Consider the following 20,239-nt stretch of genomic DNA (forward strand, 5'->3'; position numbering starts at 1 on the left):
CGACCGATCTCGCCGCCGCGACCAACGAGAACCTCGCACAGATCAGCAACGTGCTGATCTACTCCGCGATGGCCGTCTACCTGCTGTGCTTCTTCGCGTACATGGCCGAGTGGATCTTCGGCAGCCGCAGCAAGGTGGGCCGTACGGCCGCCGCGCTCACCGCCGACCTGAAGAAGGCGGACGCGCCCGCGGTCACCGTCGAGCAGGGCGGCTCCACCACCGTGCTGGAGCGGCCCAAGGTCGTCGTCCGGGCCGCGGCCGGCGCCCGTGACGTGCCGGACGGACCCGGCGCGCACGGCGGCACCGAGAAGGGCGACCTCTGGGGCCGGATCGCCGTGTCGCTCACCGCGCTCGGCTTCCTCATCGAGTTCGCCGGTGTGCTCACGCGCGCCCTGTCGGTGCAGCGGGCGCCGTGGGGCAACATGTACGAGTTCAACATCACCTTCTCCACCGTCGCCGTGGGCGTGTACCTCGGACTGATGGCGCTGAAGAAGGACGTCCGCTGGCTGGGCCTGCCCCTGGTCACCGTGGTCCTCCTCGACCTCGGTCTCGCCGTCACCGTCCTGTACACCGAGAGCGACCAGCTGGTCCCCGCGCTCCACTCGTACTGGCTGTACATCCACGTCTCGACCGCGATCTTCTGCGGCGCCGTGTTCTACGTGGGCGCGATGGCCACGGTCCTGTACCTGTTCAGGGACAGCTACGAGACCAAGCTGCTGAACGGCGGCACCCCCGGCCGGTTCGCCACGTCCGTCCTGGAGCGGCTGCCCGCCGCGGCCTCCCTCGACAAGTTCTCCTACCGCGTCAACGCCGCCGTCTTCCCGCTGTGGACCTTCACGATCATCGCGGGCGCCATCTGGGCCGGCGACGCCTGGGGCCGCTACTGGGGCTGGGACCCCAAGGAGACCTGGTCGTTCATCACCTGGGTCGCCTACGCCGGCTACCTGCACGCCCGCGCCACGGCCGGCTGGAAGGGCCGCAAGGCCGCGTACATCGCCCTCATCGCCTTCGCCTGCTGGCTGTTCAACTACTACGGCGTCAACATCTTCGTCTCGGGCAAGCACTCCTACTCGGGGGTCTGAGCCGCAGTGTCCTGGAAGAAGGCCGGTTCTCCCGACCCAGGTCGGGGGAGCCGGCCTTCCGCACGTGGTACTCCGCCCCGGTTATGGACTTGCGTGCACGTCGTGTCCCCCTGCTAATGGTCTGCACGCTGTGACGAATCGTGCACGCACACCGCAGGGGGACGCAGATGCAGACGAACGCACCGGCAGGGGAGCCAGGAAGAGATTCCGACAACCGGGCGTGGGGTCCGCCGTCCGGCGCGCCGCCCGCTCCGCCGCAGGCCGCACCGCCGATGCCTGCGACGGCGCCATCGCTCGGCGGCGGCGTCGAGTTGCGGGTCGACAAGCGGCTGCTGTGGGTGGGCCGAGCCGCCTATCCGCTGCACAACATCGCGCGGGTGCACACCTTCACCCTGCATCCCCGGCGCAAGGACGCCACGGTGCGCTTCCTGAAGAACGTGGCCATCACCCTCGCGGTGGCCGTCGCCCTGACGGTCCTCGGCGGTCTGACGTCCATCGCCAGCCGGGACGCGGGGAGCGGCATCGTCACGTTCGTCTGGCTCGGTGCCATCGCCGTGCTGATCTACTCCTTCGTCGAGCTGATGTCCGTCCTCACGGCGCAGTCCCGCTACGTCCTGGCCGTCGAGACGTCGGGTCCCTCCATCGCGATGGTCACCAGCAGGAACCCGCACCAGCTGGACGAACTCGTCGGCACCATCGTCCACGCCATCGAGCATCCCGGGACGGAGTTCGTGGTGAAGGTGGAGAGCCTCGTGATGAACCCGAAGAACTACCACTTCGGGGACAACGTCAACATGTACGGCGGTACGGGCAACGTGGGGGTGGCTCACTGATGAGCGGCGACAGCTACCACTTCGGCGACAACGTGAACATGCACGGCGGCATGGGCAATACCGGCATCGACAAGAGGCACATGATGGCCGCGGACGCCACGGCCGCGTCCGCCGCGCTCCAGGAGGCCGTCCGGGAGCTGCACCGGCTGATCGACGACCTGCACGGCCGGCTTCCGCCCGCCAGCGCCCGGACCCTCGAGGACTCCCTCCCGGCCGTCACCGCGGACGCCGCCGTCCAGCCGCAGGACCGGCACCGCGCCCTGATGGCCATCGCCGGTATCGCCACGACGGTCGGCACGCTCGGCCAGCCGGTGCTCGACGCGGTCAACCGGATCCTCCAACTGCTCGGCGCCCAGTAGCCCGCCCCGGTCGCACCGGCGCACCTCGGCGGCCACACGTTGGGCGCGTACCGACGGTGGAGCAACGGCGCACAGAAGCGGCACGCACCGCTTCCTCCGGACGGCGCCCGCGCGCACTCAAACTTGACTAGTCTGCCGGTATGGCTGAGACGACCACTCCGATGCTCCCGTGCCGGACGATCGCCCCCGTCCTCGACTTCTACCGCGCCCTCGGTTTCGAGGTCGCCTTCGAGCAGAGCACCCCCAACCCGTACGCGGTCGTCGTCCGCGGCGGCGTCGAGCTGCACTTCTTCGGGATGAAGCGGTACGAACCGGCACAGTCGTACAGCACCTGCATCATCGGCACCGACGACGTCGACGCGCTGTACGAGGCTTTCCGAGCCGGCCTGAAAGAGGCTTACGGGAAGGTTCCGACCCGCGGGCTGCCCCGGCTGGGCGCGCTCAAGGACACCTCGCACGGCACGCGCCAGTTCCTGCTGACCGACCCCGGCGGCAACTGCCTGCGCGTCGCACAGCCCCTCGGCGACGACCAGCACCACCGGCCCGCGCCCGAGGGAACCTTCGCCAGGGCCCTGCACCAGGCGGCCCTGTTCGCCGACTCGAAGGACGATCCGAAGGCGGCGGCGCGGGTGCTCGACCGGGTGCTGCGCCTGGAGGGCGAGCGGCCCACGCCCGTGCAGCTGTTCCGGCTCCTGGTGCTGCGCGCGGATGTCGCCGACCGCCTGGACGACGACGGGACGCTGGCGTCCGCGCTGGCGCGGGCCGCGGAGGTGGAGCTGACGGACGAGGAGCGGAAGGCGGTACGGGACGAGCTGGACCGGCTGGAGGTGCTGGGCGCGCGGGCGGAGTGATGGTGAAGTCCACCACATCCACCGCATGCACGCGCGCGGGTCAGTCCTTGGGGTCGTCCTTCTTGTCCTTGCCCTCGTCCCGGTCCTTCACCTGGTCACGGTCCCCGTCCTCGTCCTCGAGCGGGTTCCTGTCCCTGGGCCCGTCCTCGTCCTTCTTCCGCTCGTCGCCGCCCAGGGACTTGAGGAACTCGGGGTTGTCGTCGGGCGCGACCCAGCCGCCCTTGGGCCGGCGCGACGAACCGCCGCCGACACGGCCGGAGGCGTTCGCGCGGTCGCGGCCGACGATCAGCCAGGAGATGGAGCCGACCAGCGGGAACAGCAGGATGAGGATGGCCCACAGGGGCTTGGGGATGTGCTTGACATCCTTCTCCTCCGTGGTGATGCAGTCGATGAACGCGTAGATGCTCAGTGCCAGCGGCACAAGGATCATCAGCACCCGGAGCATGTGTCGGTCCCCTTGCAGTCACGGTCGGAGGCCCGGGGCGGGCGGCGGTCCGGCCCCCCGGTGACACGTCAAGAGTAGTGCGTACCGGATACTGGAACGCATGGCTTATGACGATCTTCGCTCGTTCCTCCGGGCCCTCGATCGCGAGGGCGACCTCAAGCGCATCAAGGTGGAGGTCGATCCCCACCTGGAGATCGGCGAGATCACGGACCGCGTCAACAAGGCCGGCGGCCCCGCCCTGCTCTTCGAGAACGTGCGCGGGTCCGACATGCCGCTCGCCATGAACGTCTTCGGGACCGACCGGCGGATGCTGAAGTCGCTCGGCCTGAAGTCCTACGAGGACATCGGCGACAAGATCGGCGGGCTGCTCAAGCCGGAGCTCCCCAACGGGTTCGTCGGGGTGCGCGAGGCCTTCGGGAAGCTCGGCTCGATGACCCACGTACCGCCGAAGAAGGTCAAGGGCGACGCGCCGGTGCAGGAGGTCGTCCTCCAGGGCGACGACGTGGACCTGGAGAAGCTCCCCGCCCTGTTCACCTGGCCCGAGGACGGCGGCTCCTTCTTCAACCTCGGCCTGACCCACACCAAGGACCCCGACTCGGGCATCCGCAACCTCGGCCTCTACCGCCTCCAGCGCCACGACAAGCGCACCATCGGCATGCACTGGCAGATCCACAAGGACAGCCGGAACCACTACCAGGTCGCCGCGCGCCGGGGCGAGCGCCTCCCGGTCGCGATCGCCTTCGGCTGCCCGCCCGCCGTGACGTACGCCTCCACGGCGCCGCTCCCCGGCGACATCGACGAGTACCTCTTCGCCGGCTTCCTCGCGGGCAAGCGGATCGAGATGGTGGACTGCAAGACGGTCCCGCTCCAGGTCCCGGCCAACGCGGAGGTCGTCCTGGAGGGCTGGCTGGAGCCGGGCGAGATGCTGCCCGAGGGCCCCTTCGGCGACCACACGGGCTTCTACACCCCGCAGGAGCCGTTCCCGGCCCTCACCATCGACTGCATCACCATGCGCAAGCGCCCGCTGCTCCAGTCGATCGTGGTCGGCCGCCCGCCGACGGAGGACGGACCGATGGGCAAGGCGACGGAGCGCTTCTTCCGCCCGCTGCTCAAGATCATCGTCCCGGACATCGTGGACTACCACCTCCCCGAGGCCGGCGGCTTCCACAACTGCGCGATCGTCTCGATCGACAAGAAGTACCCCAAGCACGCGCAGAAGGTGATGCACGCCATCTGGGGCGCCCACATGATGTCGCTGACCAAGCTGATCATCGTGGTGGACTCCGACTGCGACGTCCACGACCTGCACGAGGTGGCCTGGCGGGCGCTCGGCAACACGGACTACGCCCGGGACCTGACCGTGGTCGAGGGCCCGGTCGACCACCTCGACCACGCCTCGTACCAGCAGTTCTGGGGCGGCAAGGCGGGCATCGACGCCACCCGCAAGCTGCCCGAGGAGGGCTACACGCGCGACGGCGGCTGGCCCGAGATGGTGGTGTCGGACCCGGGGACCGCGTCCCTCGTGGACCGGCGCTGGAAGGAGTACGGCCTGTGACCTCGGCATCCGCGGCCCTGCCGCAGCCGGTGGGGCGCACCAAGGCGTTCCTGCGCCTCGTCATGATCGAGCACTCGGTGTTCGCGCTCCCGTTCGCGTACATCGCTGCGCTGACGGCCATGTTCCAGGTGGACGAGAGCATCCACTGGCTGAAGCTGCTCCTCGTCACCGTGGCGATGGTGGGCCTGCGCACCTTCGCGATGGCCGCCAACCGGATCATCGACCGCGAGATCGACGCGCGGAACCCGCGCACGGCCCACCGGGAGCTGGTCACGGGCGCGATGTCGGTTCGTCACGCCTGGACCGGCGCGCTGGTGGCGCTGGTCGTCTTCCTGGCCGCCGCCGCGCTCCTCAACCCGCTCTGCCTGGTCCTGGCCCCCGTCGCGGTGATCCCGATGGTGGTCTACCCCTACGGCAAACGCTTCACGAACTTCCCCCAGGCCATCCTCGGCATCGCCCAGGCCATGGGCCCGATCGGCGGCTGGCTCGCCATCACCGGCGAGTGGTCCTGGGAGGCGGTGATCCTCGGCCTCGCGGTCGGTATCTGGATCGGCGGCTTCGACCTGATCTACGCCTGCCAGGACGTGGAGACCGACCGCGAGGTCGGCGTGAAGTCCGTCCCGGCCCGCTTCGGTATCCCGGCCGCGATCTGGGGCGCCCGCGTCTGCCACACGGTCACCACGGCGCTGTTCGTCTGGTTCGCGCTGGCCACGGACGCGGGCGTGTTCTTCTGGCTGGGCCTGGTCATAGTGGCCGGCGCCTTCGTCTACGAGCACACGATCGTCCGCCCGAACGACCTGTCCCGCCTGAACCGCGCGTTCTTCAGCGTCAACGGGTTCATCGGCATCGCGCTGTTCGTATGTGCGCTGCTGGATCTGCTGGTGCGGGGGCTTACGCCGTAGGCACGGCACGTCGGCATGCGGCAGGCCCGGTATCCGATCGGTCGGGTACCGGGCCTGCGTGTTCCAGTCGGCGGCCTGGGCGCAGAGCACCACCGGCTCGCCGGGGAGGGCGTCGGCGAACCAGTCGAGTGCCGCTGCGCCAGCCTCGGCGGCCCACCCGTAACCCCGTGCTTCCGGCAGTCATGGCGGGCCACCTGGCTCAGAGGCCGCCGTCATGCCGGGCGGACTGCTGCTGACGGCGTCGGCGAGCCGGTCGCGCGTCCGACTGCCAGGGCTGTGTCAGTCGGCGCTTTCATTCCTGTGCGGAGCCCCTGCGGGTGCATCGGGCGTCCCGATGACATAGGTCCCCTTCGCGGGCAGGGTCGCGACCAGTCCTCGTTTGCGGAGTTCGACGATGGCGCGGCGCACCGTTCCGAGGCCTACGCCGTGCAACTGCGTCATGGCTCGCTCACCCGGCAGCGCAGCTCCCTGCGGCAGCTTGCCGGACGCGATGTCGTCGGCGATGGCGTCCGCGAGCTTCACGTACTCGTAGCGCGGCAACTCAATCATGTTCTCAAGGTGCCGCACTCGAACGCGTATCGCATGAGCGGGGCGCAGAATGGCGCGTACGTACGCGGTGGGTAGGAGAGGGTCGCGGGGGTACGCAGTTGTCGGTATCGTCGCTCACGACAAAGCCCCGGCGAGGCGGTCCAGGCCTCCCGGGGCGCGGCCAACGCTGAACGGAGCGTCGACATGCCCCACCTTATCCACCGAGCTGTCCGCTGGCTGAGTCTCGTGCTAGCCCCCGGAACCGGAAAGCATCGCTCGGGCGCCCGCCCCGCCTGGCAGCCGCACCCCACGCCTTTCGCCGCCGCGCCGGTCTCACCCCTCCCCACCCACCGCTCCCCTCACGGCCTCGACCACCCCCTCGACGGCACCGAAAGCCGACTCGTCCGCCCCTACCTCGCCGCCCACGAACAGGAGTGCGCCCGACAGCGGCACCGCCGCATCGCCCTCGTACTCGCCGCCGACTTCGGGATCGACCTCGACCAGCATCTGGTCGGTATGGGCGAGGTGGCCGCGTAATGGACGAACAGCGCACCACCCTCCGCCTCCTGCCCTGGTCTTCCCCGGAGGGCAAGCCCTGCTACCTGTCGTCTGACAGTGAAGGCGGGTACCTCTCCCGGCTCGCCGACGTGACGGAGGCCCGGCAGCTGAGAGCAGGCGTGGAAGCCCTCGCGCGCGCCCGCCAGGTGTTGGGCGACCCCATGTCCCCGTACGCCGAAGTGCAGTACACGGCGATCCGGCTCAGCGAGTGCCTCGCCGACGTCCTGCGCGTCGCCGGCTCCCGCGGCCTGCGCCTTCCTGCCCCGCCGGGCAGCCAGAACTGTTCGCCCGGGTGGGTCAGCCCGTCGCATACGAAGCGTGGAGTATTCCGAAGATCGCCGGCACAGTGCGGCACCCCCCGGGAACACGACCGACAGGGCTTACTCAGTACTCGGCTGCCTGGGAGGCGTCGGAAGCAGCGGCTCCTGGTATCGGAAGGAGTTCGGACGTGACAGTCGCACTCCTGGCCATGGGGACGGGCGTCAAGGGCAGTCCGCCGGCCACCGCTCGCATCGGAGTTGTCGTGGTGGCTGTGGCCACTTGGGCCTTCTTCCGGGATCAGAAGCGGCGCAAGAAGGACTGGCTGATCATTACGGAGTGAGGTTCGAAGCTGGGCTCGACAAGTGCGCGTTCTCCTGATGGTGGGCGGTGAGCTTCACGCTGCTGAGGCGCCAGCCGTCCACGTCCGGATCGCTTCGTTGTCGTGGAAGCCGACGACCAGCCAGCGATCGGCCCCCTTGTCCGCCAGGTCGTCCGGGACCCAGTGCTCGGCGCGCACGTGCGCGTGGATCGGCGCACGGTCGGCGTCGATATCGCCTTCCTTCAACGGGATCGAGATCGGTGGCTCGCCGCGAGGATCCTGTCCATCAGCCGGTCGGGCAGATGACGGGCGAGAGGGATGACGAACGCGGCGTCCTTGCCGAGCGTGTACCGGGTGCGCGGGCGGGTTGTGGTGGTCGCCTTGGCGATTGCCTTTCCGGCCTTCTCGGCCGTTACGGCGCGTTCGAGGAACGCCGTGTTCCTGGCCACCGTTGTTTCGATGAGATCGCCGTAGAGGTGCTGCTGCTCGGTGCTCATCCCGTCGGCCAGCCGGAGCGAGATGCTTCCGCTGTGGGCGGCCATGTCGGTCTTGACGCCGCCGGGCTGGACGACCACCACCTGGACGCCCTGCCGGGCGACCTCTCGGCGCAGTGAGTCGCTGGCTGCTTCGAGCGCCGACTTCGTGCCCGCGTACGCACCGAAGATCGGCAGCGCGGCTTCTCCCCCCACGGAGCTGATGTTGACGATCCTGCCCCGGCTCCGCCGCAGGAACGGCAGGAGCTGTTGGATGACGGCGATGTGCCCGAACAGGTTGGTCTCGAACTGCTCGCGCCACAGGGACAGGGGGAGGACCTCGACGGGTGCGTTGACCTCGATGCCGGCGTTGTTGACCAGAGCACGCAGCGGTCGTTGCTCGCGGTCGTCGGCGATTCGTCGAGCGAGGGCTTCGATGTGCTCGGGCACGGTGATGTCGAGGGTGACCGGTTCGATGTTCCCGGTCCGGACGGCATCGGCCTCGCTGTCGGTGCGTACTCCGGCCAGGACGTGGTAGCCCATCGAGGCGAGTTCGAGGGCCGTCGCGGCCCCGATGCCTGTCGAGGCCCCGGAGACGACGATGAGCTCATTCTTCTGCTTCTTCTGCGCGGGCGCGGGGAGCACAGTCGGCGGTCCTTTCATGAGGCGTTCGCGGCCTGGAAGGGGAAGGTGACGCCGGTCAGGTCCTCCGAGACCGTCCACAATCGGTGTGCCGTGCGGTTGTCGCGCGCCCTGGCCGCGCGTTCGACCAGTTTCGGTGCGCCGCGCAGACCGAAGAGTTTCCCCGGCCCCGCGTAACTGCCGCCGGGTACGTCCGCGGTGGCGGCATACAGGGTGGGAAGGGCACCGTCCTCGGCGCTCTGCGCGACGAGGGCCGTGAGACACGGCTCGATGCGGAATCCCAGGGACGGCTTCTCTTCCGCTCTCATCAGGCTGGTGGTCGAGATCCCTGGATGCGCGGCGGTCGAAACGACCTCTGTTCCTGCGGCGGGGAGTCGCCGCTGGAGTTCGTCGGCGAACAAGCGGGCGGTGACGCGGCCGATTCCGCTGTTCGCGCCGGTGACGACGACGGTTCGGTTCGCCATGTGCGGGATGTCCGCGGCGGATGAACGAAGCATGGGTGAAGAGTAGTCACTGACTACATTGTAGTCAATGTAAACATTGACCTGAGTAGGCTGGGACCCATGCCTGAACGCGCTGAGCAGCGGTCCTACCACCACGGGGACCTTCGCAGTGAACTCCTCCGTGCCGCCGAGCGCAGACTGCAGACACACGGGGCCGATCAACTGTCACTGCGAGACCTGGCGCGAGAGGTCGGCGTCAGCCACGCCGCGCCGCGACGGCACTTCGCGGACCGCCGTGCGCTGCTCAGCGCTCTCGCGGAGTCGGGATTCTCCCGCCTGGACGCGACACTGCGCGTCGCCGTGGCCGAGGCCGGTGACAAGGGCGATATAGCCGCACGCCTGCGCGCCGCCGTGACGGCCTACGCCCGTTTCGCGACGGAGAACGCCGCACTGAACGACCTGATGAACTCGAGCAAGCACCATCCGGGCGCGCCCTCGGTCACGGAGGCCGCCGCAGCCGCGTTCGGTCAGATCATCGAACTGATGGAGGAGGGCCAGGTCCAGGGGCTGCTGGCGGAGGGTGACTGCGAGGATGTGGGACTCATCCTTTACGCCACCGCCCTGGGCATCACGGCCATGGTCAACAGCGGGCTGGTCGCCTCGGAACGGCTTGACGGGCTCGTCCAGGACGCGGTGTCACAGTTCCTGCGCGGAGCCGCCCCCGTGCGCCCCGGCGAAAGCCGCGCGACTGCCGGCACCCCTGACTGATGTTTCAGTGTCACTGGTCACTGAAGGATCTCGTACCTGATGATCCATGGGGCCGTTTCGCCCCGCTGGCGCTCGGCGCACCGTGCCCCGCGGGGCCTCTGGTGCCCCGGTGCCGAGCCGGGCCGTCGAGGCGCATGTGACACAGTCTCCGCATGGTGTGGAACGGCGAGGACTACCAGGCCCGGTTCGACCGCATAGCCGCCGAGGGCGGGGACGTGCACGGTGAGGCCGCGCTGGTGCGCTCCTTCCGGCCCGCCACCGTCCTCGACGCGGGATGCGGGACCGGCCGGGTCGCGATCGAGCTGGCCCGGCACGGGATCGCCGTGGTGGGAGTGGACGTCGACGGGTCGATGCTCGAGACCGCCCGGCGCCTGGCCCCCGGCATCCCCTGGCACCGTCGAGACCTGGTCGGCCTCGATCTGGGGATGTCGTTCGACGTCGTGGTGATGGCGGGCAACGTCCCCCTGTTCACCCCGCCGGGCACGGAACCGGCCCTGGTGGCGGGAGTGGCGAAGCACGTCCGGCCGGGCGGCCGGCTCGTGGCGGGCTTCTCCCTGGACCGTGGGTACGCGCTGGACGACTACGACGCGCAGTGCGGTGCGGCGGGGCTCGTCCCCGAGGCCAGGTTCGCGACCTGGTCCGGAGAGCCCTACGCGGACGGTGCGTACGCCGTGTCCGTACACCGCAAGCCCTGAGGGTCTACGACACCCGCGCGACCGCTCCCACCTCCAGGGCCGCCCAGACGGCGCCGTCCGGGCCCACGGTGACGCCGTGCGGTTCGGCCGACGGGGTCGGGAGGTCGTACTCGGTGACGTCGCCGTTCGCGGTGATGCGCCCGATGCGATTGGCCCCCCACTCGGTGAACCAGCAGTCCCCGGGGCCGGTCGCGACGATGGCGTGGGGCCTCGCCGTGCGGTCGGGGAGCGGGAACTCCTCGATCTCCCCGGTCACCGAGATCCTGCCGACCTGGCCCGCCGCGATCTCGACGAACCACAGGGCGGTGCCGTCACTGGTGATGCCCACGGGGGCGGCGCCGGGGGTGGGCAGCGGGTACAGGACGGTGTCGCCGTCGGTGGTCATGCGGCCGATCGCGTTCGCCTGGTTCAGGGTGAACCACAGGGCTCCGTCGGGGCCCGTGGTGATCGCCGAGGGGAAGGCGCCCGTGACGGGCAGCTCGAACTCGGTGACCTTCCCCTCGCCGGTGACGCGGCCGATCCGGTCGGTGTTCATCTGGGTGAACCACAGCGCACCGTCCGGGCCGGCGGTGATGCCGTAGGGGCCGCTGTCGGGCGTCGGGATGTCGAACGCCGTCGCCCCGCCCGCCGTGGTGATGCGGCCGATCCGATGGTCCTGGTACCGGGTGAACCACAGGGCCCCGTCGGGCCCCGGGGTGATCACCGTGGGGCCGCACGAGGGTGAGTCCAAGGGGTACTCCGTGCAGTCACCGTCGAGGGTGAGCCGCGCGATACGGCCACTGTGCACGAGGGTGATCCACAGGGCACCGTCGGGGCCGGTCGTGATGCCGTAGGGGCCGGCGTTCTCGTCCGCCACGGGGAGGGGGAGCTGTGTTGCGGTCATCCGGGCACCCTGTCGACGAGCAGACGGCGGAGCAACCGCTTTTCCCGGCAGCGGCAGCGGCAGCGTCGGCGGCGTCAACGGACGCATGAGCGATGCCCCGTTCGTGTGTGCGCAGCCGAACCGCCCCGTTCATGGCCCGGGTACGTGAGTACGGTGCCGCCTACCATCGAGGGCAGGACCTCAGGAGGCCACCGTGACCGTCTCGGACCTTGACCGCCTGCACTCGCAGCTCAGCAGGCTGGAGGACATGTTCCCCGGCTATCTGACGGAGATTGTCGAGGGCAGCATCATGATGAGTTCGGTCAAGCCGCATCATGCCGAGACCATTCGGCTGGTGTGGAACGCTCTTCGGGAGCAGGTGGCCGACGAGTGGGGTTTCACCAGCGACGTTGCTTTCCCCTTCCACGAGGACAACGAGTTCTGCCCGGACCTGGCGGTCATCCCCGCTGCGGAGGTGGCGAAGAACAACGGCGCCTATGCGCCGGATCTGATCGAACTCGTCGTGGAAGTCGTCTCCCAGGGCAGCATTCGCCGTGACTACGAGCTGAAACCCCGCTGGTACGCCTCCCGGGGCATCCCCAACTACCTGATCCTCGACCCGCTCAAGGGCCACGTCGTCACCCTCTGGAACCCCGGCCCCGACGGCTACCTCGGCCGTGACACCGTCCCCTACGGCTCCGCGGACTCCGAACTGATCATCGACTCCCCCCTGGGCAAGCTGCGCCTGGACACCGGGCAGTTCCCCGTCGACCCGACCGTCGACCCGAAGGCCCCCCACCGGTCCTGAGCCCGCCGCACCGCGCCGGTAGGCTCACGTACGTGAACGCAGGGGAATCGCAGCGTCGGCCTTGGATCGTGGGGGTCTCGGGCGCGTCCGGTACGCCGTATGCCGCTGCGGTGCTGCGCGGGCTGCTCGATGCGGGTGAGAGCGTCGACCTGGTCGTCAGCCGGGCCTCGCGGCTCACGCTGCTCGACGAGACGGGGATCTCGTACCGCGACGCGCACTGGCGTGACGATCTACGCGAGTGGCTCGGGCGCGGGGCCGACGGGAAGCCGGGTACCTTCAAGGACCTGCGGCTCGACGACGTACGGCACTGGAGCGCCGGCGATCTCGCCGCCGGGCCGTCCTCCGGGTCGTACCCCGCCAAGGGCATGCTGATCGTCCCCGCGTCCACCGCCTGTGTCGCCGGGGTCGCCCTCGGGCTCAGCAAGGACCTGCTGCAGCGCACCGCGAGCGTCACCCTCAAGGAACGGCGCCCGCTCGTCGTCTCCGTACGGGAGACCCCCCTGAGCGGGCAGACCCTCAAGCAGCTCGTCGCCCTCGACGAGGCGGGGGCCGTGGTGCTGCCCGCCTCACCGGCGTTCTACGCGGGCGCCACCCACATCCAGGACCTGGTCGACTTCGTCGCCGGGCGGGTGCTGGACGCGGCGGGCGTCACGCACGGGCTGTACCGGCGATGGCGCGGTGAGCTCGGCGGGGGCTCCCGCACGGACTGAACCAGCACGCAGAGCACGACCAGAGAACCCCAGAACTTCAGAACTTCCAGCGGAAGGCAACCGATCGCCATGGACGCGGTGGACAGGCAGCTCATCCAGGCCCTCAGGGAGAACGGCCGCGCCTCCTACGCGGAGCTGGGCCGCCTCGTCGGCCTCTCCGGCCCCAGCGTGACCGATCGCATCAACCGGCTGGAGGCGGCCGGGGTCATCACCGGTTACCGCGCCACCGTCGACGCCGCCTCGCTCGGCCTCGGCGTGACCGCGCTGATCGGCATCTCGCTCTCCGACGCGGTCGACCACCAGGACGTGGCGCAGCGGCTGAAGGACCTGCACGAGATCGAGGACTGCTGGTTCATCGCCGGCGACGACTCGTACATGCTCAAGGTGCGGGTGTCGGACGTGGACGGGCTGGAGAGGACCATCCGGCGACTGTCCGGGACGAAGGGCGTGTCCCGCACCCGGACCACCGTCGTGCTCTCCACGAAGTGGGAGAACCGGGTGGGGGAGCTGCCCGACGAGGAGCAGCAGTAGGGGAGCCGCGGGCGGGGAGTACGGTGGGGAAGTCTGTTCTAGGAGAGGTGTGGGCATGGACGTCGGGCTCAAGCGCGAGCTGGAGGACAAGGTCAGGGCCGGTGAGCGGCTGACCCGTGAGGACGGCATCGCGCTGTACGAGTCGGACGACCTGGCCTGGCTCGGCGGCCTCGCCCACGAGGTGCGCACGCGCAAGAACGGCGATGTTGTTCATTTCAATGTCAACCGGCATCTGAACATGACCAACGTGTGCACGGCCTCGTGCGCCTACTGCTCCTTCCAGCGCAAGCCGGGTGAGAAGGACGCGTACACGATGCGCATCGAGGAGGCCGTCCGCCTCGCCAAGGCGATGGAGGGCGAGAACCTCACCGAGCTGCACATCGTCAACGGGCTGCACCCCAACCTGCCGTGGCGGTACTACCCGCGCTCCCTGCGCGAGCTGAAGGCCGCCCTGCCGGAGGTGTCGCTGAAGGCGTTCACGGCGACGGAGATCCACCACTTCGAGACGATCTCCGGGATGAGCGCCTCGGAGATCCTCGACGAGCTGATCGACGCGGGCCTGGAGTCCCTGACCGGCGGCGGTGCCGAGATCTTCGACTGGGAGGTCCGGCAGCACATCGTGGACCACCGCACCCACTGGGAGGACTGGTCCCGCATCCACCGGCTGGCGCACGAGAAGGGGCTCAAGACCCCGTGCACCATGCTCTACGGGCACATCGAGGAGCCGCGTCACCGCGTGGACCACGTGCTGCGGCTGCGTGAGCTGCAGGACGAGACGAACGGCTTCCAGGTCTTCATCCCGCTGCGCTACCAGCACGACTTCGTGGACATGAAGGACGGGAAGGTCCGCAACCGTCTCCAGGCGCGGACACAGATGGCGACCGGGGCCGAGGCGCTGAAGACCTTCGCCGTGTCCCGGCTGCTCTTCGACAACGTGCCGCACGTCAAGGTCTTCTGGGTCATGCACGGCGTGCAGACCGCCCAGCTGGCGCTCCAGCACGGCGCCGACGACATGGACGGCTCGGTCGTCGAGTACAAGATCACGCATGACGCGGACAACTACGGCACGCCGAACAAGCTGACCCGTGACGACCTGCTGGAGCTGATCCGGGACGCCGGCTTCCGGCCGGTGGAGCGGAACACCCGCTACGAGATCATCCGCGAGTACGACGGCCCGGACCCGGCCCGCCGGGAGTCGCCGCAGCCGATGCGGGTCTGAGTCCCTTCCGTACTCGGCTCAGCAGCCGTTCCAGCAGGTGGGCGCCATTTGTTGAGGACCGTACGTAATGCGTACGGTCCTCTTATGACCCTTACGTATCAGGTGGACCCGCCCGTCACACCCGCCCTGCGGGACGGCATCCTCCGGCTGTGGACCGACGTGTCCAACGCCGGTGGCTCCGTGGGGTTCGTGCCGCCGGTCACGCCGGAGGTGATCCGGCCCGAGCTGGTGAAGCACTTCGTGGCCATGGCCGAGGGGCGGGCCCGGCTGCTCGCCGGGTTCGACGCGGACGGGAACGTCGCCGCCACCGCGTTCCTCACCTTCAACACGCACCGCCTGATGACGCACTGGCTGTGGCTCTACACCGTGATGGTGCACCCGGACCACCAGGGCAAGGGGTACGGGCGGGAGCTGCTCGCGGCGGCGGCGGACGCCGCGCGGGACGTCGGGGGGATCGAGGCGATCCGGCTCACCTGCCGGGGCGGGCTCGGCCTGGAGCGGTTCTACGAGTCCTGCGGCTACAAGGAGGTCGGGCGGGTGCCCGGCGCGATACGGGTCGCACCCGGGGACGACCGGGACGACGTCCACCTGCTGCTGCCGCTCGGCTGAACCGGGCCCGGCCCCCCTGCAAGATCGCGGTGCCGCCGTGGTTCACTGGGTGGTGCCCCTTTCGCAAGGTCTTGGTCGGGAACGGAAGAGTGGGTTGAGATGCTCCGCTACACACTGATGCGCCTCGGTATCTTCGTGGGCTGCTTCGTGGTCGTCTGGGGTCTCGTCTACTCCGGGATCGTGCCCCGTGGCCTCGGCGACTCCAACGGCATCTGGGTGCTCCTGCTGGCCCTGGTGATCTCCGCGCCGATCAGCTTCGTGGTGCTGCGCAAGGAGCGCGACCGGGCCTCCGAGCAGATCGTCCGGCGCGTCGACAAGGCCAAGGCCAACCTTGAGGCCAACCGCAACCAGGAGGACGTCGCGGACGACACGGCCCGGACGCAGGGGCCGGTGGCGCAGGGGCAGCAGGCGCAGGGCCAGACGTCGTAACCGACGGCGATTTCCGGCCTCCTCGGCCGCTCCGGACCGGACGGGGACCGTTCGACGCCGCCGTGGCCTCGTAACCTGTCCCCATGGGCGGGGTGAAGAGCAGACGGATGCCGCGGGCCGTACGGGAGCAGCAGATGCTGGACGCGGCCGTGCGGACCTTCGGGCAGCGCGGGTACCGGGCCGCGTCGATGGACGAGATCGCCGAACTGGCGGGCGTCTCCAAGCCGTTGGTGTACCTGTACCTGAACTCGAAGGAAGACCTCTTCACCGCCTGCATCCGCCGCGAGGCCGAGGCGCTGACCGCGGCCGTACGGGCGGGGGTGCGCCCCGGGCTGCCCGCCGACCGCCAGCTCTGGGAAGGGCTCACGGCCTTCTTCACGCACACCGCGCTGCACCCGGACGGCTGGTCGGTGCTGCACCTCCAGGCCCGTACGCACGGTGAGCCCTTCGCGGCCGAGGTGGCCGCGGTGCGGGCCGACCTGGTGGCGTTCGTCACCGAGGTGATCGTGGTCGCCGCGCGGGAGGCCCGCCGCGATCCGTCCCTGCCCGGGCGGGAGGTCGCCGGGCTCGCCGAGGCCCTCGTCGGCGCCGCCGAATCGCTGGCGGCCTGGGCCAACGCCACGCCGGGCGTCACGGCCGGACAGGCGGCGGCGACGCTGATGAACTTCGCCTGGGCCGGACTCGGTGAGCTGATGGACGGGCGGCCGTGGGTGCCGCCGAGCGAGGTGGAGGCCGTACCGGCCGGGTAGTCCCGCCTGTGGATCCTCGAACGCTCAGCCGGTCAGCGGGCGTACCTCGCCCACGACGTGCGGGCGCCTGCCGTCGCCGAGCAGGGCGAAGCGGGTGCCGTCCGCCGCGTACGTCACCGTGGCGGGCAGCAGTACCGGCGCCCTGAACTCCGCGCGGACGGCGGCCGCCTGCGGTGTGCCGAGCTCGGCGAGGCAGCGCGCCAGCGTCCACATGCCGTGCGCGACGGCCCGGGGGAAGCCGAACGGGCGGGCCGTGAGCGGATGCAGGTGGATGGGGTTGCGGTCGCCGGAGGCCGCGGCGTAGCGCCGCCCGATGTCGCCGGAGAGCCGCCACCGCGTCCGGGCGGGCGGGATGTCACGGGCGTTCAGGGGCCGGCCGCCCGCCACGGGGGCGTCGACGGCGGTCCGGTGCCGGGCCAGGTACGTGCTGCGCGACGCCCACGCCAGGTCACCGCCCGCCCGCACCTCGGTCACCACCGTCGCCTCGGTACCGCGCCGGTGCGGCGCCAACCCGGCGACCTGGACCGTGAGTTCGTACGTCCCGGAGGCGGGCAGGGCGCGGCGCTGCTCGATCGCCAGGGACGTGTGGACCAGGCCGAGCAGGGGGAGCGGGAAGTCCCGGCGGCTCATCAGGGCCATGGCCAGGGGAAAGGCCAGGACGTGCGGGTGGGTGACGGGCAGCGTGTCACCCCCGGCCGGGAACCCGCACACCCGCTCGTACGCGGCGAGGCGGGCCGGGTCGACGCGGACGCCGGGCAGGACCAGCCGGGTGCGGGGGAACTCCGCGTCGGGGCGGGGCCGTCTGAAGGGGGAGAGCAGGGCCCCGCGGGCGAGCATGAGACACAGACAGCGGTCGGCCATGGTCAGGCTCCCGGCTCGGTCGGCTCTTTACCGGGGGGTAAGGTTACCCGAGGTAATGCTGAGGCGGTTCCGCTGTCGCGCCCTGACCCCGTTTCGAGGTGCCGGCCGGGGGTAGGCGGCGAGCGGCAGTCGGTCCGTGGTCGTCGGGAGGGCGCGCGGACCGTACGGCGCAAGGGTCGTGCGGGGCCCGAGGGGCGCGAAGACCCCGCACGACCGCCGGCCGTCGGGTCCCGACGGCCGGCGCTCTTCGTTCCGCCCCGCGGACGTGGCCGATCCCGTCCCGCGAATGGTGCCGGTCCCGCTTCGCGGGCGTCGCCGATCCCGCACAGCTCCGTCGCCGGAGCCCCGCCGAACCAGCACAGCCCCCTCACGGCGGAGCCGTACGATCCGGTTCCTGACCGGTGATGATCTCCGCCCCGACCGTGGCGGCCGTCCACCGGAGTCCGCCGGCGCCACGCCCCGCACCATGAGGCCCGCACGCCAGGCGGCAGAGCACTGCGTCACCGCCGCCACAGGAGTCGCTCGTGTCCCTCATGCATTCCTCGTCCGCCCTGTCCTTCCCCTCGGCCTCCGCCTCCTTAGATACCGAGCCCGGGCCCCGCCTCGTGGTACCCGAACTCCGGCGCCAGGACGGAGTGGTGCGCGAGGCGTACGTACCGCCGCTCGTCGCCCCGGTGACGCACGGCTCGCTCGCCGACCTGCCCTTCGGGAACGCCGTGAGCGACCCCGGCCGGGTCGTCCTCAGCCGCCGGACCGACGGCGGCGGCTGGACGGACGTGACGGCCGCCGCCTTCAAGGACCAGGTGCTGGCGGTCGCCAAGGGGCTGATCGTCGGAGGCCTGGTGCCGGGTGACCGGATCGCCGTCATGTCCCGCACGACGTACGAGTGGACGCTGCTGGACTTCGCCGCGTGGGCGGCCGGCCTGGTGACCGTGCCCGTCTACCCGACCTCCTCCGTCTTCCAGGCCCGCTGGATCCTCCAGGACACCGGGGCCGTCGCCCTCGTCACCGAGACCACCGCGCAGGCCGCCGCGCTCGGCCCGGAACGGGCGCTCCTGCCCGACCTGCGGCACCTGTGGGTCGTGGAACAGGGCCACGTGGAGGCCCTCGCCGAGGCCGGCGCCCACGTACCCGACGAGGAAGTGGCGGTACGGCGCGCCATGCTGGGGCCCGACGCGCTCGCCACCGTCGTCCACACCTCCGGCACCACCGGCCGCCCCCGGGGCTGCGCCCTCACCCACGGCAACTTCCTCGCCGAGGTCGACAACGCCGTCGAGCTGCTCTACCCGGTCTTCAGGGCCCGGACGAAGGAGGAGGCGTCGATCCTCCTCTTCCTCCCCATGTCCCACGTCTTCGGCCGCATGGTCGCCATCGCCTGCGTACGGGCCCGGGTACGGCTGGGCCACGCGCCGAGCCTCAAGTCCGAGGACCTCATGGCGGACCTCGCGAGCTTCCGGCCGACGGCCCTGCTGGCCATCCCGTACATGCTGGAGAAGGTCTACAACGTGGCCCGCGCCCGTGCCGACCTGGGCCGCCGGACGGCGTCGTTCGACCGGGCGGCGGGCGTGGCCCGGCGCTACGGCGAGGCCCTGGAGGCACAGCGGCGCGGCAGCGGTGACGGGCCGGGTGCCGCCCTGAAGGCGGCCCGCACCTTCTACGACCCGCTCGTCTACCGGCGCATCCGCAACGCCCTGGGCGGCAGGCTCCGTTACATCGTCTCCGGCGGCTCCCCGCTGGGCCGCTCCCTCGCCGCCTTCTACGCCGGGACCGGCATCGACATCTACGAGGGGTACGGCCTCACCGAGTGCACCGCCGCCGCCACGGTCACACCCCCGCTCAAGCCCAGGATGGGCACGGTGGGCTGGCCGCTGCCCGGCACCCGCGTCCACATCGCGGACGACGGCGAGATCCTGGTGGCCGGCCGGCAGGTGCTGCGCGGCTACTGGGACCCGCAAGGAGGCGGGCTGACCCCGGCGACCCGCGAGGGCTGGCTCGCGACCGGGGACCTCGGCCGGCTGGACGACGAGGGCTACCTCACCATCACCGGCCGCAAGAAGGAGATGCTGATCACCGCGGGCGGCAAGAGCGTGGCCCCGGCGCCGCTGGAGGACTGGCTGCGCGCCCACCCGCTGATCTCCCAGTGCATGGTCCTCGGTGACGGCCGCCCGTACGTCTCCTGTCTGCTCACCCTCGACACCGAGGGCGTCCACCACTGGCGCCGCATGAACGGCAAGCACGCGGTCCCGACGGAACTCCTCGTGGACGACGAGCTGCTGCTGGCGGTGCTCCAGCGCGCGGTCGACGAGGCCAACAGGCTGGTCTCCCGCCCCGAGTCGATCCGCAGGTTCACCGTCCTCACCACCGACTTCACCGAGACCTCCGGCCACCTGACCCCGTCCCTGAAGCTCCGCCGCGGCGCCGTCGCCCGGGACTTCGCGGACGCGATCGAAGGGTTGTACACGCGGTAGCCGCCGGTAGTCGCCAGTAGGTGCCCCGGCCGGTCAGTCCACCAGGTCCGCCGCCGTCAGCAGCCGGGTGAGGTCCGTGCGGGAGCGGACGTGCAGCTTGCGGTAGATGCGGGTGAGGTGGGCCTCCACCGTCTTGCGGGAGACGAAGAGGGAGGCTGCGGCCTCCGTGTTGTTCAGGCCGCGCGCCACCGCGCGTGACACCTGGAACTCCTGCGGGGTGAGCCGGCGCAGCGCCCCGCAGGGGTCCGGGGCCGTGCGGGCCGCCGGGATGCCGCCCGC

At 70.5% G+C, this 20,239-nt stretch carries 26 protein-coding genes and 1 pseudogene; 18 read left to right on the plus strand and 9 right to left on the minus strand.

Annotation, left to right across the window (positions count from 1 at the left end; genetic code table 11):
- Positions 1-68: 68 nt before the first annotated feature.
- The 4 genes from ccsB (at position 69) to UW392_RS32750 (ending at position 3,125) form a co-directional block, all read left to right on the plus strand.
- The gene (ccsB, locus tag UW392_RS32735; protein WP_320778838.1) at positions 69-1,082 is read left to right on the plus strand and encodes a c-type cytochrome biogenesis protein CcsB; all 1,014 of its coding nucleotides are present in this window, start codon (positions 69-71) and stop codon (positions 1,080-1,082) included.
- A gap of 272 nt (positions 1,083-1,354) precedes the next feature.
- Positions 1,355-1,915 carry a DUF6232 family protein gene (locus UW392_RS32740; protein WP_320778813.1) on the plus strand — a complete coding sequence of 187 codons (561 nt, stop codon included), beginning with the start codon at positions 1,355-1,357 and terminating at the stop codon, positions 1,913-1,915.
- Positions 1,915-2,274: a hypothetical protein gene (locus UW392_RS32745; protein WP_320778814.1), complete on the plus strand. Its 360-nt coding sequence runs from the start codon at positions 1,915-1,917 to the stop codon at positions 2,272-2,274. Before UW392_RS32740 ends, UW392_RS32745 begins: the two co-directional genes overlap by 1 nt.
- Positions 2,275-2,414: 140 nt before the next feature.
- Positions 2,415-3,125, plus strand: a complete 711-nt coding sequence (locus UW392_RS32750; RefSeq protein ID WP_320778815.1) for a VOC family protein — start codon at positions 2,415-2,417, stop codon at positions 3,123-3,125.
- A gap of 40 nt (positions 3,126-3,165) precedes the next feature.
- Here the strand turns inward: UW392_RS32750 and UW392_RS32755 are convergent, their stop codons facing one another.
- Positions 3,166-3,570 carry a PLD nuclease N-terminal domain-containing protein gene (locus UW392_RS32755; RefSeq protein WP_320778816.1) on the minus strand — a complete coding sequence of 135 codons (405 nt, stop codon included), beginning with the start codon at positions 3,568-3,570 and terminating at the stop codon, positions 3,166-3,168.
- Between the two features lie 100 nt (positions 3,571-3,670).
- Here UW392_RS32755 and UW392_RS32760 point away from each other — a divergent pair, with 100 nt between their 5' ends.
- Both UW392_RS32760 and mqnP read left to right on the plus strand, forming a co-directional pair.
- A complete protein-coding gene (locus UW392_RS32760) occupies positions 3,671-5,125 on the plus strand; it encodes a menaquinone biosynthesis decarboxylase (RefSeq protein WP_320778817.1) in 1,455 nt (484 codons plus the stop codon).
- Positions 5,122-6,027, plus strand: coding sequence for a menaquinone biosynthesis prenyltransferase MqnP (gene mqnP / locus UW392_RS32765; protein ID WP_320778818.1), 906 nt, complete (start codon positions 5,122-5,124; stop codon positions 6,025-6,027). Before UW392_RS32760 ends, mqnP begins: the two co-directional genes overlap by 4 nt.
- 66 nt (positions 6,028-6,093) lie before the next feature.
- On the opposite strand, the pseudogene UW392_RS32770 reads toward mqnP, so the two are convergent.
- Positions 6,094-6,207, minus strand: a pseudogene (locus UW392_RS32770) (GNAT family N-acetyltransferase); the annotation flags it as partial.
- Positions 6,208-6,306: 99 nt separating this feature from the next.
- Positions 6,307-6,576 carry a winged helix-turn-helix domain-containing protein gene (locus tag UW392_RS32775; protein ID WP_320778819.1) on the minus strand — a complete coding sequence of 90 codons (270 nt, stop codon included), beginning with the start codon at positions 6,574-6,576 and terminating at the stop codon, positions 6,307-6,309.
- A 183-nt stretch (positions 6,577-6,759) separates the two neighbouring features.
- On the opposite strand from UW392_RS32775, the gene UW392_RS32780 reads away from it, so the two are divergent.
- Together UW392_RS32780 and UW392_RS32785 are read left to right on the plus strand one after the other, a co-directional pair.
- Positions 6,760-7,092, plus strand: coding sequence for a hypothetical protein (locus tag UW392_RS32780; protein WP_320778820.1), 333 nt, complete (start codon positions 6,760-6,762; stop codon positions 7,090-7,092).
- A 469-nt stretch (positions 7,093-7,561) separates the two neighbouring features.
- Entirely contained in the window at positions 7,562-7,714 is a 153-nt protein-coding gene (locus tag UW392_RS32785) for a hypothetical protein (protein WP_320778821.1), read from the plus strand.
- A 54-nt stretch (positions 7,715-7,768) separates the two neighbouring features.
- Here UW392_RS32785 and UW392_RS32790 read toward each other — a convergent pair whose 3' ends face one another.
- From UW392_RS32790 to UW392_RS32800, 3 genes are read right to left on the minus strand one after another with little or no spacing between them, the layout of a single operon-like run.
- Positions 7,769-7,939 (minus strand): hypothetical protein, encoded by a 171-nt coding sequence (locus UW392_RS32790; RefSeq protein WP_320778822.1) that lies wholly within the window; start codon positions 7,937-7,939, stop codon positions 7,769-7,771.
- The gene (locus UW392_RS32795; RefSeq protein WP_320778823.1) at positions 7,936-8,811 is read right to left on the minus strand and encodes an SDR family NAD(P)-dependent oxidoreductase; all 876 of its coding nucleotides are present in this window, start codon (positions 8,809-8,811) and stop codon (positions 7,936-7,938) included. Before UW392_RS32795 ends, UW392_RS32790 begins: the two co-directional genes overlap by 4 nt.
- 14 nt (positions 8,812-8,825) lie before the next feature.
- Entirely contained in the window at positions 8,826-9,305 is a 480-nt protein-coding gene (locus tag UW392_RS32800; protein WP_320778824.1) for a hypothetical protein, read from the minus strand.
- 66 nt (positions 9,306-9,371) lie between these two features.
- Here UW392_RS32800 and UW392_RS32805 point away from each other — a divergent pair, with 66 nt between their 5' ends.
- On the plus strand, positions 9,372-10,019 hold the full coding sequence (locus tag UW392_RS32805) for a TetR/AcrR family transcriptional regulator (protein WP_320778825.1): 648 nt from the start codon (positions 9,372-9,374) through the stop codon (positions 10,017-10,019).
- 152 nt (positions 10,020-10,171) lie between these two features.
- The gene (locus UW392_RS32810; protein WP_320778826.1) at positions 10,172-10,714 is read left to right on the plus strand and encodes a class I SAM-dependent methyltransferase; all 543 of its coding nucleotides are present in this window, start codon (positions 10,172-10,174) and stop codon (positions 10,712-10,714) included.
- Positions 10,715-10,718: 4 nt separating this feature from the next.
- Here UW392_RS32810 and UW392_RS32815 read toward each other — a convergent pair whose 3' ends face one another.
- Complete coding sequence (locus UW392_RS32815) at positions 10,719-11,597, minus strand: virginiamycin B lyase (protein ID WP_320778827.1); 879 nt, start codon at positions 11,595-11,597, stop codon at positions 10,719-10,721.
- Positions 11,598-11,790: 193 nt separating this feature from the next.
- On the opposite strand from UW392_RS32815, the gene UW392_RS32820 reads away from it, so the two are divergent.
- From UW392_RS32820 to UW392_RS32850, 7 genes are all read left to right on the plus strand, one after another.
- On the plus strand, positions 11,791-12,384 hold the full coding sequence (locus tag UW392_RS32820; protein ID WP_320778828.1) for a Uma2 family endonuclease: 594 nt from the start codon (positions 11,791-11,793) through the stop codon (positions 12,382-12,384).
- A 32-nt stretch (positions 12,385-12,416) separates the two neighbouring features.
- A complete protein-coding gene (locus UW392_RS32825) occupies positions 12,417-13,094 on the plus strand; it encodes a UbiX family flavin prenyltransferase (protein ID WP_320778829.1) in 678 nt (225 codons plus the stop codon).
- 69 nt (positions 13,095-13,163) lie between these two features.
- Entirely contained in the window at positions 13,164-13,625 is a 462-nt protein-coding gene (locus UW392_RS32830) for an Lrp/AsnC family transcriptional regulator (protein ID WP_320778830.1), read from the plus strand.
- Between the two features lie 55 nt (positions 13,626-13,680).
- A complete protein-coding gene (gene mqnE, locus UW392_RS32835) occupies positions 13,681-14,844 on the plus strand; it encodes an aminofutalosine synthase MqnE (RefSeq protein WP_320778831.1) in 1,164 nt (387 codons plus the stop codon).
- A gap of 84 nt (positions 14,845-14,928) precedes the next feature.
- Entirely contained in the window at positions 14,929-15,453 is a 525-nt protein-coding gene (locus UW392_RS32840) for a GNAT family N-acetyltransferase (protein ID WP_320778832.1), read from the plus strand.
- A 99-nt stretch (positions 15,454-15,552) separates the two neighbouring features.
- Entirely contained in the window at positions 15,553-15,882 is a 330-nt protein-coding gene (locus tag UW392_RS32845; protein ID WP_320778833.1) for a DUF4229 domain-containing protein, read from the plus strand.
- An 83-nt stretch (positions 15,883-15,965) separates the two neighbouring features.
- A complete protein-coding gene (locus UW392_RS32850) occupies positions 15,966-16,631 on the plus strand; it encodes a TetR/AcrR family transcriptional regulator (RefSeq protein ID WP_320778834.1) in 666 nt (221 codons plus the stop codon).
- A gap of 24 nt (positions 16,632-16,655) precedes the next feature.
- Here the strand turns inward: UW392_RS32850 and UW392_RS32855 are convergent, their stop codons facing one another.
- Positions 16,656-17,492: a MaoC/PaaZ C-terminal domain-containing protein gene (locus UW392_RS32855; protein WP_320778835.1), complete on the minus strand. Its 837-nt coding sequence runs from the start codon at positions 17,490-17,492 to the stop codon at positions 16,656-16,658.
- Positions 17,493-18,025: 533 nt separating this feature from the next.
- Here UW392_RS32855 and UW392_RS32860 point away from each other — a divergent pair.
- Complete coding sequence (locus tag UW392_RS32860; RefSeq protein WP_320778839.1) at positions 18,026-19,960, plus strand: AMP-dependent synthetase/ligase; 1,935 nt, start codon at positions 18,026-18,028, stop codon at positions 19,958-19,960.
- Positions 19,961-19,993: 33 nt separating this feature from the next.
- On the opposite strand, the gene UW392_RS32865 is transcribed toward UW392_RS32860, so the two are convergent.
- The coding region (locus tag UW392_RS32865) for a helix-turn-helix transcriptional regulator (RefSeq protein WP_320778836.1) at positions 19,994-20,239 on the minus strand (246 nt) is incomplete at its 5' end.

This window comes from Streptomyces sp. CRN 30, assembly GCF_034105845.1.